The following is a 14,506-nucleotide window of genomic DNA, read 5'->3' on the forward strand; positions in this document are numbered from 1 at the left end:
TGCGGCTCAGCGCCGCTGACACTCCGGGCAGTAGTGCGAGGACCGGTTGGTCCACTGTTCCCGGACAACGGGCGTCCCGCACCGAGGACACGGCTCGCCCTCGCGTCCGTAGACGTTGAGCGACCGGGAGAAGTACCCGGACGCCCCGTTGACGTTGACGTAGAGGTCATCGAAGGAGGTCCCGCCCGCGGCCAGGGCCCGGGTCATCACCTCAGCGGCGGCGTCCAGCAGGGCCACGACATCGGCCTGACGCATCGCGGTCGCCTTCTTCCGCGGATGCACCTGTGCCGCCCACAGTGCTTCGTCGGCGTAGATGTTCCCGATTCCGGAGACCACGGTCTGGTCCAGCAGGACACGCTTGATCTCGGAGCGCTTCTTCCGGATGACGCGGGCGGTGTGCGCGGTATCGAAGGCCGCGTCCAGCGGATCCACGGCGATATGCGGCACCGGGTCGGTCACCCCCGGGGCGTTGAGCTCCCAGCGGCCGAAGGTCCGCTGGTCGACGAAGCTGAGCTCCAGTTCTCTCCCGGTGTCTGTGACCAGCAGTGACCGGATCCGCAGATGCGGTGAGGTCACCTGGCCCGGCTCGCCGAGCAGCATCTGCCCGGACATACCGAGGTGGACCAGGAGGCAACGTCCTGAACCCTGTCCTGCCCCCTCAGCCACACGCGGGTACTCCAGGTCGATCCAGAAGTACTTGCCCCGCCGTCGGAGAGCGGTGATCCTGGCGTCCTCCAGACCCGCTTCCAGGGCCGCGGCACCGCCGGGCTGGCCACGTACCGCGCGTGGGTGAAGCACTTCGGTGCCGATGATGGTCGCACCGGTGATGTGCTCGGCCAGACCGCTGCGGACGACCTCGACCTCAGGAAGCTCAGGCACCGGCGACTCAGCCGTTCAGCCCACTGAGCATGCGGTAGGCTTCACGGGCGGCATGGTGCTCCGCCTCCTTCTTCGTGTGCCCGGTCCCCGTGCCGCGCACCTCACCGTCAAAGGAGACGGTCGCGCTGAAGGTCTGGTCGTGGTCCGGCCCCTTGACGTCGGAGGCGTACACCGGGTCCCCGGAGATCCTCAGGTCGGACATCTTCTCCAGCAGCACGGTCTTCCAGTCCATGGTGAGACCGGTGGACGGGGCGGTGGTGATCTTGCGCTCGAAGATGCGCAGCACCGTGGCACGGGCGACCTCGAAGCCGCACTCCAGGTAGATCGCGCCGAGCATGGCCTCCACCGAGTCGGCGAGGATGGAGTGCTTGTCGGCACCGCCGGTCATCTCCTCGCCGCGTCCGAGCAGGATATTTGCACCCATGCCCAGCTCCCGGGCCACCTCAGCCAGGGCGTACATGTTGACCACACCGGCGCGCATCTTGGAGATGTCGGACTCGGAACGGTCCGGGAACTGCCGGTAGAGCTGCTCGGCGACGGAGAGACCGAGGACGGCGTCCCCGAGAAACTCGAGCCGCTCATTGTTCGGCAGGTTGCCGTTCTCGTTGGCGAAGGAACGGTGCGACAGTGCCAGACGCAGCATCCCGTCGGACAGTTCCACACCCCACGCCGCAAGCAGCGGGGCATGGTCGGTCTTCGAGAATGCCGCTTCCAGTGCGGCTTCGCCGGTCAGGCGACGCTTACGCGACATCAGTTCTTCCCGTCTTCACTGTCGTCGGAGCCTGCCTCGTCGGCGATCTCGTCGAGCTTGCCGGCCAGGCCCGCCCACCGGGTGTCCGGGGCAGCCGCCTGCTCCTCGGAGATGCCGTCGGGAGCGGGGGTGTCCTCGGCGCACTCGTGACCGTAGTCCTCGCACACCGGGTTGAACGGCAGGTTCAGGCCCACCTCGTCGAGCACCAGCTGGGTGATGTCGACCATGTCGTCCTGGACGAGCAGCGGCTCGAAATCATCGTCGTCCTCGGTCTCGCCCCCGGCGACACCGTCACGGGTGATGAAGTCGGCGTTGAGGCCGAAGACGTCGCTGATGTGCACCGACAACGGCTCATCGAGTTCCGCCAGGCAGCGGGAGCACTGGCCGGTGGCCTGGCCGTGGACGGTGGCGTCCACCAGCAGGGACTCCCCCAGGTTCGACACGTCGGCGTCGACCTCGATCGGCGATCCCTCGGTGACACCGAGCATCTCACCGCCGAGGCGGACCGGTGCGGGGCCGGTGGTGGTCAGGTGCTGAGGCATTCCGGTGGACCGGAGGACCTCACGGACTTCAAGCTGGAAGGGATTCGTACTCACCTTGTCATTCTTACCCTTCTCAGGTCAGGCGGGTCGAATCAGCCGCGCTCGCCCCAGTCGTTGCGGCTCTCGCGCGGTTCACGCCCCTCCCGCTGCTCACGCGGGTACCGGTTGCCGGAGACACCCGCACCCTTGCGCAGTGCGGAGCGGTCGCGGGACACGGTGCGCAGCGACCCGTTGAGGGACTCCTCGAACTGGGCCAGCGTGCTGTCGACGTACTGGTCGCACTCGCGGCGCAGCCGGTCGGAGTCGGCGTGTGCGGACTCGATGATGCGGCGGGCCTCTGCCTCGGCCTCGCGGACGACCTCGGACTCGCTGACCAGTCGACGCTGCTCGGCGATACCTTCGTTGACCGCCCGGTCGTAGAGATTGTTCCCCTCGTCCACCAGGCGGGTCTTCTCCGCCTCGGCTCGGGCGGTGGTCTCCTGGTACTCACGGCGGGCGTCCTCCTCCAGGCGCACCGCCTGCGCCTCGGCGTCGGAGACGGTGGCGTTCGCCCGCTCCTCGGCGTCCGCCAGAGTGTCTTCCGCCTGGTTGCGGGCGTCCGAGAGGATCTGGTCGCGTTCGGCCTCGGCGTCAGAGACGAGGTTGGTCGCCTTCATCTCCGCCTCGGAGAGGATCGCGTCCTCCCGGTCAAGAACATCCTGGGCATCGTCCAGGTCACCGGGGATGGAGTGCCGGACCATGTCGAGCAGATCGATGGCACTGGAACGGTTGACCATGCAGTTCCCCGACATGGGGACTCCATAGGCCTGTTCCACCAGTGTCTGCAGATCGTCGAGGCCCTCGAAAGTCTTGTACATGACAGCCAGCATGCCAGAAACCGGTGAGATGTTACGGATGTGACACGCGGGACCCGGACATCTGGGTGGCCACCGGCCCGGCCGCTACCCCCGGTACTTGGCGAGCACGGCGTCGGCGACATTCTCCGGCAGCAGACCGTTGACGTCACCGCCGTACTTCGCGACCTCCTTGCAGATCGTCGAGGAGACGTAGCCGTACTCCGGGTCGGTGAGGAGGAAGAACGTCTCCACCCCGGTGAGCCGCTGGTTCATCTGGGCCATCGGCAGCTCGTACTCGTAGTCCAGGGAGCTGCGCAGCCCCTTCACCAGGGCCGGGATGTCGTGCTCGCTGAGGTAGTCGACCAGCAGACTGTCCCAGGTGTCGATGGTGATCTTCTCCGCCTCCGGCAGACCGGTGGCGTCCAGTGCCTCCCGGATCAGCGCGATGCGCTCGTCGGCGTCGAAGAGCCCGGACTTGTTCGGGTTGAAGGTCACCAGCACGGTGACCTCGTCGAACATCCGCGCGGCGCGGGTGAAGATGTTGATGTGACCGTTGGTGACGGGGTCGAAGGACCCGGGGCAGCAGACTCGCATGGCCCGTATTTTACGGCCTGCGCCGTCCACCGTGCTGTCCGAGGTGCCCGCACACCGCCACGACAAGGATGCCGGAGACTACGAGGAGCCCCGGTGAAACGGCCGATGCACTGGCTGACGACGGCCACCGACGACGGCCACGGCGAGCACCACGGTCCCCACCACCGAGACCGGGACCGGCCACCCCCGCCGCGCGCCGGTGCGCCACTCAGCGCACTCAGTCCTCGGTCCCCCGCCAGATCGCCATATCCATCCGGGCGATGCCGAAGGTGCGCTTCTTGAGCTTCTGACCGGTGGTCTCGAACCCCTCGGGCCAGTCGACCTCGGCGGATTCGACGTGCCGCTCGACGACCACCACGGCGTCCTTCGTCAGCAGCGGGATCAGCGCCCGGACCATCTCGTCGACAGCCTCGTCGGCGAGCTCATAGGGCGGGTCGGCCAGCACCATCGTGTAGTGCTCGCGCGGCGCACCGGCGAGGAAGACCGAAGCCTTCGCCTCGACGACCCGGGTGGCGGGGTGACCGACCACGGCGGCATTGGCTCGCGCGGTCTCGCAGGCCCGGTTGTTGTCGTCGACCAGGGTCACTTCCGCTGCACCGCGGGACGCCGCCTCCAGGCCGAGTGCCCCGGACCCGGCGAAGAGATCGAGGACGACCTCACCGTCGAAACCGAAGCGCACCTGCAGGGAGGAGAAGAGCCCCTCGCGGGCGCGGTCGGAGGTCGGCCGCGTCCCCTCGGACGGCACCTTGAGCTTCCGGCCGCGGGCATTCCCGGAGATGATGCGGGTCACTGCAGCGCCTCCAGCGTCAGCAGGAGGTCCCCTCCGTCGACGGCGGAGAAGTCCTCGACCCCGCCGCGACGTGCGGTGCCCGGACCCGGCGCGACGACATTGGCCTCCACTTTGACGGCCTCGACCACGGCGAGACGGTCACCGGCGGCGACGGTCTGCCCGTCCTCCACCTCGAACCTGACGTGCCCGGCGAAGGGCGCGAAAATATCCATGCCCCGCAGTGTAGTCGGCGCCCGGTGGTCGGCATGACGGGGACCGCAGCTCCGCGCTGAAGGTCAGCTCCGCTCGATGAACTCCTGGTCGTCATCGGCGATCTCGGCGACCAGTGCCCGGGCCAGCGCCGTGTCATAGCCGACAAGCTCCCCGGCGTACCGGCGGGCCTCCTCGATCACCGCGGCGTCATCGGCCAGCGACAGCAGGCTCACCCGGCGTGCCCGCGAGCCGGACTGACTCTCCCCGAGCACGTCACCCTCCGTTCTGGCACGCAGGTCCAGTTCCGCCAGTGCGAAACCGTCGCGGGTCGCGGCGATGGATTCCAGCCGCCGGGAGGATGCCTCCCCCTCCGGCACGGCCGTACACAGGAAGCACCAGGAGTTGTCGGCGCCACGGCCCACGCGTCCGCGCAGCTGGTGGAGCTGGGAGACACCGAAGTTCTCCGCGTCGACGACGACCATCACGGTCGCCTCGGGGATGTCGACACCGACCTCGACGACGGTGGTGGCGACGAGTACGTCGATCTCACCGGACGCCAGGTCCGCCATGACCTCGGCCTTGTCGTCCATCTTCCCGTGGAGTCGGCCGATCCTCAGACCTGCCAGGACGCCGTTCTCCAGTCGCGAGGCCACATCGTCGACCCCGCCCTCCCCGTCGATGCGGGGGACGACGATGAAGGCGCGGTGCCCGGAGGCGACCTGTTCCCGGATCACGGCGAAGACCCGGTCGACCCATCTGCGCTTGTAGGTGGGGACGACGAAGGTGTCGACCTTTCCGCGTCCTGCCGGGGAGCCGGCCAGGGTACAGACCGACAGATCACCGAACATGGTCATCGCGACGGTGCGCGGAATCGGAGTCGCGGTCATGACCAGCAGATGCGGGGTGCGCTCGACCGGGGCGTTCTCCCGCAGCCGGTCACGCTGACGCACACCGAAGCGGTGCTGCTCATCGACGACGACCATGCCCAGGTCAAAGAAATCGACACTGTCCTGGATGATCGCATGGGTGCCGACGACGATGTCGGAGGTACCGGCGATGATGTCGAGCAGGGCGGCCTTGCGCTCGGCGGCGGTCATCGACCCGGTGAGCAGGGTGACGGTCACCTGGGGCCCGTCGACCCGCTCGAGCAGCCCGGTGAGGGTCCCGGCGTGCTGGACGGCGAGCACCTCGGTGGGGGCGAGGAAGGCGCACTGTGCCCCGGAGTCGACGACGCGGAGCATCGCGAGCAGCGCCACCACCGTCTTGCCGGAACCGACGTCACCCTGCAGCAGCATGCTCATCGGGGTCACGGTGTCGGTGTCTCCGCCCATGGCGTCCCCGATGGTCGCCAGTGCGTCCTGCTGCGGCGTGGTGAGATCGTAGGGCAGCCGGTCAAGCAGGGTCGTGTAGCGCGAGTCCGGGGAAACGGGGACGACGGGTCGGGCGTGGCGGGCGGTGGAATCAGCGCGGCGCAGCGCCATGACCAGCTGCAGGCCGAGGGCCTCGTTGAACTTCAGTCGGGTGCGCGCGGCGTCCGGTCCGTCCTCCGGTGGCCGGTGGACCTGACGCAGTGCGGTGGCGAAATCGAGCACGGGCGCCCCCTCGATCTGCGGCCAGGCCGGCGCGCCCGGCACCCGCGGCAGCATCTCGGAGGGTTCACCCATTGCGACGAGGACATGGTCCATCACCGCGGTGACCTCGGCGGTCGAGGTGCCGGGACGCCGCCGGTAGGTCGGCAGCCACGGGTGCGAGAGCACCTTCTGGGCCGCACGCATGCCGCCGGCGACGTCGACGATGGTGGCCAGCGGGCCAAAGGCCCCGAAGGCCGCCTCGTACTCCTCGTCGGTCCGTCGGTGTCCGTCGGCGGTCGGGGCCGGGTGCAGGGTGATGTAGGAGGGGTTCTTCAGCTGCCACTGGTCACGCCAGATGCCGAGAGTGCCGGAGAACATGAGCTTCGCCCCCGGGGTGACGAAGGGACGGTGCATCCGGACATTTCCGAACAGGGCCGAGGAGAAGACCGTGTCCGCCACCCGGAAGGTGAACTGGAGGATCTCGCGGGGTCCGCGCCGGCCGCGGTTGTCCTGGACCTGGGCGGTGAGCACCTCGGCGAGGCAGGTGAACCGGTCCCCCTCCTCCGGCATCTCCCCGGGCACTCCGCCGTGGTCGGTGAAGGCACCGGTGCCGGAACTGTGGACGTAGGCGACCGGAAAGTTCATCAGCGCCTGCCCCATGGTCGCCAGCCCCGGCTTCCCGGCGAGGTTCCGTGCCCGGTCGGGCGTGATGACCAGGCTCAGCGGCCGGGGGTCATCCCATCCCAACATCTACTCCACCCCCACCTGCGCGGTCACCTGCAGTCCGGGGACATGGACGGCGTGGAACTCGGCATCCGGGTGGGACGCCGCGATCTGCGCCTCGGCCTGCGCCATCCCGTCGGCGCCGAGTGCGTCGCCGTAGAGGATTGTGACCAGTTCCCCACCGTCGGCGAGGAGTTCTGCGACCACCTCGGTGACGAGGTCCTCCCCGGTGACGTCGGCCCAGCGTTGGCCGTGGACGGCGTCCGCCATGTCCTCGGCGTTGTCCTCGAGGTCCGAGGTGGGGCTGTAGACGGCGAGTGCGGCCAGCCCGCCGACGACACTGCCGGTATCCACCACGGTCACCGATGCGCCGGTGTCGTCGAGGACCGCGAAGAGGCCGGTGGTGTCCTGACCGTTGGTCAGGACGATGACCGGCCCGGCGACTGCGGCGACGGCGGCGGCGAGGGCGGCGGGACTGTCACCGACAGCAGCACCGGCGGAGCGGAAGAGGGCGGCCAGGCCGTCACCGGCCGCGTCGCCGCCGCCCGGCACCAGGGCGATGACCGGGGACGCCGGGGACGTGGACCTGGGCTCAGCCACCTCGGGCAGGACCTCGATACGTAGGTCATGGACGTCACCGAGGGCGAAGATCTGCTCGATGAGCTCACCTGACCTGGTGGTGTGGACGTGCGCGTGGTGGTCGGGGTCGTCGCCGGCACCGTCACTGACGACGACGACACTGTCGCCGAGCCGCTCCAGCAGGGCCCGCAGCTCCCCGGTGTCGCCGTGGAAGCCGAAGACGAGTTCGAGGTGCGGGTCGGCGCCGCTGCCGTGGGAATCCACTGTGTCTCCGGCGTCACCGGCCACCGCAGCGTCCGGGTCCGCCTGCAGTGCATCGACCAGTGCCTGGAGGATGACGACGAGTCCGCGTCCTCCGGCGTCGACCACACCGGCGTCGCTGAGGGCGGCGAGCTGTCCGGTGGTCTGCTCCAGGGCGCTGACCGCGGCGTCGCGGGCTGCGGTGACGACGTCGCTGAGGGACGCCCCGTCAGTGGCCTCTGCGTCCCGGGCCCCCTCGGCGGCGGCGCGCAGCACCGTGACAATGGTTCCCTCCACCGGGTCCGACAGGGCGTCGAGCACCAGCGCCCTGGCGCGGGCGAGCATGGCAGGCACCGCGCGGGCGGAGAGCTCACCGGTGGCGGACAGTGCGGCGGTGTCCGCGACAGCGCGGAGAATCTGGCTGAGCACCATGCCGGAGTTGCCGCGGGCACCGGCGACCGCACCTGAAGCCAGGGCGGCGGCGACCTCCACCGCACCGTGGACCCCGCTCTCCGCCCGGACCTCCCGCAACCGGGCGACCGCGGACTCCATCGTCGCGGCCATGTTCGTACCGGTGTCCGAGTCCGGGATCGGGAAGACGTTGAGCTGGTTGATCTCGGCACGGTGGCGGCGCAGCCCCTCCAGGGAGGCGGTCGCCCACGCGTCGAGGTAGTCACCCGTGAGGGTGTCGGGGGTGTGGCCGGTCACTGTGCGACCTCCTGGTCGGCCAGGGACCAGTCGACCGGGGCGGCACCCTGGGCGGCGAGGATCTCGTTGACACGGCTGAACGGGCGGGAACCGAAGAAGCCACGGTAGGCCGACAGTGGCGAGGGGTGCGCGGACATCACGCACCTGTCCTCACCGACCAGTCCGGCGACCGACTGGGCCTGGCGTCCCCACAGGACCGCGGCGAGCGGCCGGGTCGCCAGGTGGGAGACCACCGCACCGGTGATTTCCTCCCAACCGGTGCCCCGGTCGCTGCCGGCGGTTCCGGCCTGCACGGTGAGCACCCGGTTGAGCAGCATGACGCCGTGGTCGGCCCACGGGGTCAGGTCCGCGGACTCCGGCTGCGGCAGTCCGAGGTCGGACTCGTACTCGGTGTAGATGTTGCGCAGCGACTTCGGCAGCGGCCGGGTCGTGGCGGCCGAGGAGAATGCCAGGCCGACGGAGTGTCCGGGCGTCGGGTACGGGTCCTGGCCGAGAATGAGGACGCGGGTCTCGTCGGTGGGCCTGGCGAGGGCACGGAAGATGTTCTCCGGGGCGGGCAGCAGCTGCTCGCCGGCGGTGATGCGGGCGGCGGTGCGCCCGGCGGCGGCGGGCAGGTCCACACCGGCGGCGTCCAGTTCGGTGCGCCAGGACGGGTGGACGGTCGCCAGGATCGTCCCGGCGACGGCTTCGGTGGTGGTCACAGGGAATCCCACCCCGTGACATAGAGAGGACGCTGCCCGTCGACGGTCACCGGGTCGGCGAGTTCACCGAACCGGGTGGCGTCCCCGGCGTCCCTGACCTCACCGATGATGCGGTAGCCGGCCGGGGGTTCGGTGTCCGTGGTGCCGAGCAGGGTGTGGTCCTCGCCACCGGAGAGCACCCATTCCCACGGGTCGTCGCCGGTGATCTCGGCGGCGTAGTACAGCTGTGCGTCGGGGGTCAGGGCCGCCCCGTCGAGATCGATGATGGCCTCGGAGCGTCGCGCGACGTTGGCGAGGTCGTGGACGAGTCCGTCGGAGTTGTCGGTCATCGCGGACATCCCGGCGGCCCGGCCCACCTGGCCCCGGCCGACGATGAGATGGGGTGCGCAGTGCCGGGAGACGAGGTCCTGGAGCACGGGGTCATCCGGCACGGCCTCTCGGGAGCCGAAGTAGTTGAGCAGGGCGAGCCCTGCGGCGGAGTGGCCGATCACACCCGAGGCGACGACAAGGTGGCCGGGGCGTGCGGCATCCACGGTGAGCGCCGGATCGGGTCCGGCGAGGACACCGATGGCGGTGACGGCCACAATGAGCTGGCGTGAGGTGACCACGTCCCCACCGACCAGTTCGACACCCCAGGGAGCGGCGGTGTCGCTGATGCCGCGGGCGACGTCGCTCACGATGCCGACGGGTAGGTCGGCGGGGGTGGACAGGGACATGAGGACGGCGGTGGGTCGGCCGCCCATGGCCTGGATGTCGGCGAAGTTCTGGCTGACGGCCTTCGCCCCGACCTCGTAGGGGGTGGACCAGTCGAGGCGGAAGTGTTCACCGTCTACGAGGACGTCGGTGGTGGCGATATCCCGCGAGTTCGGCGGGGCAGGGTCGAGGACCGCGGCGTCATCGCCGTTGACCTCACTGGGGGCTGCTTCACGGATCGCCGCGATCGTCGCCGCCTCTCCGACCTCGGAGACTGTGGGGCCGTCGGCGGAGTGTCCGCCGTAGTTCGCTGAGGGGTCTTCCGCCCCTGCCGTCCCTGCCGTCCCTGCCGTCACAGCCATCCGCACCCTCATCCATCCAGTAGGCAGTAGTCGTCGCCGCCGGTGCCACCCGTATGATCGGGGCCATGGCAGAGCAGCGTCCCGGTTCCCCGGAAGTCACTGATCAGGGTAGCAGTACCGGAGGACTGTCCCGCACCACGACGGTGCTGGCACTGGTCCTGGCGGTCGTCTTCGTCGGAGCGGTGCTGGCGGGGGCGAAGATCCTCGTCGACCGCAACGTGTACACCGATATCTCCATGGGCCCGGTGGACGCCCCGGACGCGGACTCCCCCGCCTGTGACGCGGTCATGGGCGCACTGCCGGACCGCACCTCCGACTACCGCTCGGTGGGTATCACGGATCCGGCGCCGGCCGGCGCGGCGGCCTACCGCGACTCCGGCGGTGCCGAACTGACGGTACGGTGCGGTGTGTCGGTGCCGGCGCAGTACTCCGTGGTCAGCCCCGTGGTCTCCCACGGCGGCACAGACTGGCTGCGGGTGGATGACGCCACCGCCGGCTCGGACCTGTCGACCTGGTACTCCGTCAGCTCCACCCCGGTGGTCGCGGTGACGGGCAGTTCTGCCCCGGACACCGCGCTGGACAGCACCGTCAGCTTCGACGGTTTCGGCCGGGCGATCGCCGACAACGCCGACGCGTCCGAGGACGCGGCCCCCACCCCGCGCGAGCTGCCGCTGACGAATCTTCCCGCCGACCGCGGTGCGGCGTCCTGCACGGACTTCGAGGACGCCCTGCCGGACGCCTTCGGCGCCCACCGCCGGATCACGGAGACTACGGCGGGCGAGCCGATCGACGGGGTGGCGGTGTGGACCGAGCCCGGGGCTGAGCCGGTCGTGGTGCGTTGCGGGGTCGGGATGCCGGAGTCCTACGCCGCCGGTGCACAGCTGACCCAGGTCGACGACGTGCCGTGGTACGAGGACAGTGCCCTGGGCAACGGGTCGACGGCCGGGGTCTGGTACGCCCTCGGCTACGGCGCGACGGTGGCCGTCTCCCTGCCGCTGGATGTCGGCGACACGGTGCTGCCGCAGCTCAGCGGCATCATCACCGACACCATGGTCAAGACCGGGGAGTAGTTACTTCCGCACCAGGGCGCGGGCGATGAGGATGTCGAGCAGCTCGGGATAGGTCACCCCGGTCGCCTCGAACATCTTCGGGTACATGCTGATCGGGGTGAACCCGGGCATGGTGTTCGGCTCGTTGAGCACGGGGCCGTCCTCGGTGACGAAGAAGTCGACGCGGGCCAGCCCCTCGCAGTCCAGCGCCCGGAAGGTCTCGACGGCCCAGCGGCGCACTGCGTCGGCCTGGCCCTCGGGCAGCGGGGCGGGGATCTCGTAGCTGATGATGTCGTCGAGGTACTTCGTGTCGAAACCGTAGAAGCCCTCCGGTCCGTCCTCGGTGCCCTTGAGCAGTGAGGGATGGGAGGCGTGGACCGTGCCGTCGGGGTACTGCAGCACACCGCACTCGACCTCCACACCGTGGAGCATGGCCTCGACGAGGATCTTCGTGTCGTGTTCGAAGGCGTGCGCCTCGGCCGCGTCCAGGTCCGCCCAGTCGCTGACCTTGGAGATGCCGACCGAGGAGCCGCCACGGGCGGGCTTGACGAAGACCGGCAGACCGACCTTCTGCTTCTCCTCGTCGGTGAGGTCACGACGCTCGGTGAGCACGACCTCGTCACCGACCGGCACACCGGCGGCGCGGGCGATGAGCTTGGTGTACTGCTTGTCCATGCAGGCGGCAGAGGCGAGCACGCCGTTGCCGACGTAGGGCACGTTCGCCAGCTCGATGACGCCCTGGACGGTGCCGTCCTCACCGTTGCGGCCGTGGAGGACCGGGAAGATGACGTCGACTTCGGCGTAGAGGGAGCCGTCGCCGTAGCGGAGCTGGCCGCGTCCTGAGGCGAAGGACCCCGGCACCAGGTTGACGCCGCGCGACATTTTCACGGTCGGCAGGTCCCGGCCGCGGGCGGAGAGTGCCTCGATGTCGGTGGTTCCCTTGACCCACATCCCGGTCTCGGTGATGCCGACGGGGACGACCTCGTAGCGGTCAGGGTCGAGGTGGCTCATCACCGCGGCGGCGGACAGGCAGGAGATGCTGTGCTCGGAGTTCTGGCCACCGTAGAGGACGGCGACGACGGTGCGGGCGGCGGGTGATGTCGGTTCAGTGTTGCTCACCCGGCAGAGTCTACCGGTCGCCTACTCGGCTTTCCTGGTACGGCCCAGCAGGGAGCGCACCGCGTCCGCCACGCTGCCGCCACGGTGGCAGACATCGACCACCGCATCGGTGATCGGCATATCCACCCCGGCCTCCTCGGCGATCTCCGCGATGGAGATCGAGGAGATGACACCCTCGGCGACCTGGCCGCGGGTCGACTCACGGGCCTGGTCCAGGGTCTCGCCCCGGCCCAGCCGCTCGCCGAAGGTGCGGTTGCGCGACAGCGGGGAGTTGCAGGTCGCCACCAGGTCACCGAGACCGGCGAGACCGGCCATGGTGCGCTCGGAGCCGCCCAGGGCCACGGCGAGCCGGGTGATCTCCGCGAGACCGCGGGTGATCAGCGTGGCGATGGAGTTGTGGCCCAGCCCCATGCCCGCCCCCATGCCGCAGGCCAGGGCGATGACGTTCTTGCAGGCGCCGGCGATTTCACAGCCGATGACGTCGTCGTTGGTGTACGGCCGGAAGTAGGGGGCTGCGGCGGCCTCCTGGACCGCCACGGCCCGGGCGTCGTCGGTGCAGGCCACGACCGTGGCGGCGGGCTGGTTGCGGGCGACCTCGTAGGCGAGGTTCGGCCCGGAGAGCACGGCGACGCGTTCCTCCGGCACCTCGGCGACTTCCGCGATGACCTGACTCATGCGCCGGCGGCTGGAGTGTTCGATGCCCTTGGTGAGGCTGACGAGGGTGGCATCCGGCCCGATGAGGTCCCGCCAGGCGGCGAGGTTGGAGCGCATGGACTGCGAAGGCACGCCGAGGAAGACGATCTCCGCGCCCTCGAGTGCCTGTGCCGGATCGGTGGTCGCGGTCAGGGGCTCCGGCAGTTCCACCTCCCTGAGGTAGGTGGAGTTGGTGTGACGGCCGTCGTTGCCGTCCTTTCCCCCGTTGATCTCGCGGGCGATCTCGTCACGGCGGGCCCAGAGGGTGACGTCACTGCCGGCATCTGCGCAGACCTTCGCCACCGCGGTCCCCCAGGATCCCGCCCCCATCACCGCGACCTGCACCATGCTGCCCACTCTCCTGTCGTCGTCGTGCCTATCAGTACGCTGTACATTGAACCAGACTGCCAGACCCGAAGAAGGTAACTCACGTGATCACCCATTCCGGTATCGGTGACCTGTCCACGCCCGTCGCATCCCGGAATCCCGGGGACGCCTCGGGAACCGCGGTCGCCCGCATCGGCAGCTCCCCCTCCGACGAGTTCGTCAATCCGACCTTCGCCGCCGGCGCGGTGATGTGGCGGCGCCTCTCCCCCGCCGACCCGGGTACCCCGGAGACCGGCGCGGAGGACGCCGTCGAGATCGCGATGATCCACCGCCCCCGCTACGACGACTGGTCCCTGCCCAAGGGCAAGGTCGACAAGGGTGAGGGCATCGTCCAGACCGCGGTCCGCGAACTGGTCGAGGAGACCGGGTACGCCTCCTCGCTCGGCTGGCTGCTCGGCTACGTCCACTATCCGGTCGGCACCTCCACCAAGGTCGTCTGGTACTGGACCGCCGAGGTCACCGACTACTCCGAGCCCACCCCGGAGGACACCGACGAGGTCGGCGAACTGCGTTGGGTCTCCCCCTCCGAGGCCACCCGACGGTGCTCCTACGAGGCGGACCGCGAGATCATCGCCGCCGCCCAGGCGCGACTGTCCCTCGGAGCGACGCGACGGGTGCTCTACGTCCGTCACGCCAAGGCCGCCGACCGTCGCGGTTGGCAGGGCGATGACCGCCTGCGCCCGCTGACGAAGAAGGGACGCCGTCAGGCCGAGGCACTGGTCGACGTGGCCCGCGGCTACGGCGTGAAGTCGCTGAGCTCAGCGGCACCGGAGCGGTGCACCGACACCCTCGCCCCGACTGCCGGGGCACTCGGACTGGAGACCGCGGTGGACGCATCTCTGGGCGATGCGGCGGTCGAGGACGGCCCCCGGACCGTGATGGACGCCCTGGTGCGGGCCTCCGCCGCCCCGGTCAGTGAGGTCTGCGCCCAGGGCGTGGTGATCCCCGCGGTGGTCAACGGACTGGCCGCAGATGAAGGGATCGAGATCGAGGACCTGCGCGCGAAGAAGGGTTCGGTGTGGGTCCTGCACTTCAGCGCCGCGGAGAAGCTGCTGGGTGCGGACTACCTGGCGTCCCCGCTGCCGGTGCGGTAAGCG

At 69.7% G+C, this 14,506-nt stretch carries 15 protein-coding genes; 2 read left to right on the forward strand and 13 right to left on the reverse strand.

All coding sequences use genetic code 11. The features are described from left to right. Window positions 1–6 precede the first annotated feature (6 nt). The 11 genes from mutM to Q0A27_RS01155 all read right to left on the reverse strand — a co-directional run bounded on the left by mutM (window position 7) and on the right by Q0A27_RS01155 (window position 10,161). Complete coding sequence (gene mutM, locus Q0A27_RS01105) at window positions 7–879, reverse strand: bifunctional DNA-formamidopyrimidine glycosylase/DNA-(apurinic or apyrimidinic site) lyase (RefSeq protein ID WP_291473240.1); 873 nt, start codon at window positions 877–879, stop codon at window positions 7–9. A 7-nt stretch (window positions 880–886) separates the two neighbouring features. Further along, the gene (gene rnc / locus Q0A27_RS01110; protein ID WP_291473241.1) at window positions 887–1,630 is read right to left on the reverse strand and encodes a ribonuclease III; all 744 of its coding nucleotides are present in this window, start codon (window positions 1,628–1,630) and stop codon (window positions 887–889) included. Continuing rightward, window positions 1,630–2,226 (reverse strand): YceD family protein, encoded by a 597-nt coding sequence (locus Q0A27_RS01115; protein WP_291473242.1) that lies wholly within the window; start codon window positions 2,224–2,226, stop codon window positions 1,630–1,632. The genes rnc and Q0A27_RS01115 overlap by 1 nt, the downstream gene beginning before the upstream one ends. Window positions 2,227–2,264: 38 nt before the next feature. Next, window positions 2,265–3,029, reverse strand: a complete 765-nt coding sequence (locus Q0A27_RS01120) for a DivIVA domain-containing protein (protein WP_291473243.1) — start codon at window positions 3,027–3,029, stop codon at window positions 2,265–2,267. An 84-nt stretch (window positions 3,030–3,113) separates the two neighbouring features. After that, the gene (coaD, locus tag Q0A27_RS01125) at window positions 3,114–3,602 is read right to left on the reverse strand and encodes a pantetheine-phosphate adenylyltransferase (RefSeq protein ID WP_291473244.1); all 489 of its coding nucleotides are present in this window, start codon (window positions 3,600–3,602) and stop codon (window positions 3,114–3,116) included. A gap of 217 nt (window positions 3,603–3,819) precedes the next feature. Next, the gene (locus Q0A27_RS01130; protein WP_291473245.1) at window positions 3,820–4,392 is read right to left on the reverse strand and encodes an RsmD family RNA methyltransferase; all 573 of its coding nucleotides are present in this window, start codon (window positions 4,390–4,392) and stop codon (window positions 3,820–3,822) included. Then, on the reverse strand, window positions 4,389–4,604 hold the full coding sequence (locus tag Q0A27_RS01135) for a biotin/lipoyl-containing protein (RefSeq protein WP_291473246.1): 216 nt from the start codon (window positions 4,602–4,604) through the stop codon (window positions 4,389–4,391). Before Q0A27_RS01135 ends, Q0A27_RS01130 begins: the two co-directional genes overlap by 4 nt. Window positions 4,605–4,667: 63 nt before the next feature. Continuing rightward, on the reverse strand, window positions 4,668–6,905 hold the full coding sequence (locus tag Q0A27_RS01140; RefSeq protein ID WP_291473247.1) for an ATP-dependent DNA helicase RecG: 2,238 nt from the start codon (window positions 6,903–6,905) through the stop codon (window positions 4,668–4,670). Further along, window positions 6,906–8,405: a DAK2 domain-containing protein gene (locus Q0A27_RS01145; protein ID WP_291473248.1), complete on the reverse strand. Its 1,500-nt coding sequence runs from the start codon at window positions 8,403–8,405 to the stop codon at window positions 6,906–6,908. It abuts the gene before it with no gap. Then, a complete protein-coding gene (locus Q0A27_RS01150; protein ID WP_291473249.1) occupies window positions 8,402–9,106 on the reverse strand; it encodes a uracil-DNA glycosylase in 705 nt (234 codons plus the stop codon). The genes Q0A27_RS01145 and Q0A27_RS01150 overlap by 4 nt, the downstream gene beginning before the upstream one ends. Beyond that, window positions 9,103–10,161: a thiamine-phosphate kinase gene (locus tag Q0A27_RS01155; RefSeq protein ID WP_291473250.1), complete on the reverse strand. Its 1,059-nt coding sequence runs from the start codon at window positions 10,159–10,161 to the stop codon at window positions 9,103–9,105. The genes Q0A27_RS01150 and Q0A27_RS01155 overlap by 4 nt, the downstream gene beginning before the upstream one ends. Before the next feature lie 65 nt (window positions 10,162–10,226). On the opposite strand from Q0A27_RS01155, the gene Q0A27_RS01160 reads away from it, so the two are divergent. Then, a complete protein-coding gene (locus tag Q0A27_RS01160; RefSeq protein ID WP_291473251.1) occupies window positions 10,227–11,231 on the forward strand; it encodes a DUF3515 domain-containing protein in 1,005 nt (334 codons plus the stop codon). Here Q0A27_RS01160 and Q0A27_RS01165 read toward each other — a convergent pair whose 3' ends face one another. Continuing rightward, a complete protein-coding gene (locus tag Q0A27_RS01165; protein ID WP_291473252.1) occupies window positions 11,232–12,329 on the reverse strand; it encodes a D-alanine--D-alanine ligase family protein in 1,098 nt (365 codons plus the stop codon). A 21-nt stretch (window positions 12,330–12,350) separates the two neighbouring features. Then, window positions 12,351–13,370, reverse strand: a complete 1,020-nt coding sequence (locus tag Q0A27_RS01170; protein ID WP_291473253.1) for an NAD(P)H-dependent glycerol-3-phosphate dehydrogenase — start codon at window positions 13,368–13,370, stop codon at window positions 12,351–12,353. 83 nt (window positions 13,371–13,453) lie between these two features. Here Q0A27_RS01170 and Q0A27_RS01175 point away from each other — a divergent pair, with 83 nt between their 5' ends. Next, window positions 13,454–14,503: an NUDIX hydrolase gene (locus tag Q0A27_RS01175; RefSeq protein ID WP_291473254.1), complete on the forward strand. Its 1,050-nt coding sequence runs from the start codon at window positions 13,454–13,456 to the stop codon at window positions 14,501–14,503. The last annotated feature ends 3 nt before the right edge of the window (window positions 14,504–14,506 follow it).

The organism is Corynebacterium sp. (assembly GCF_022712275.1).
In the GTDB taxonomy this organism is placed as follows: domain Bacteria; phylum Actinomycetota; class Actinomycetes; order Mycobacteriales; family Mycobacteriaceae; genus Corynebacterium.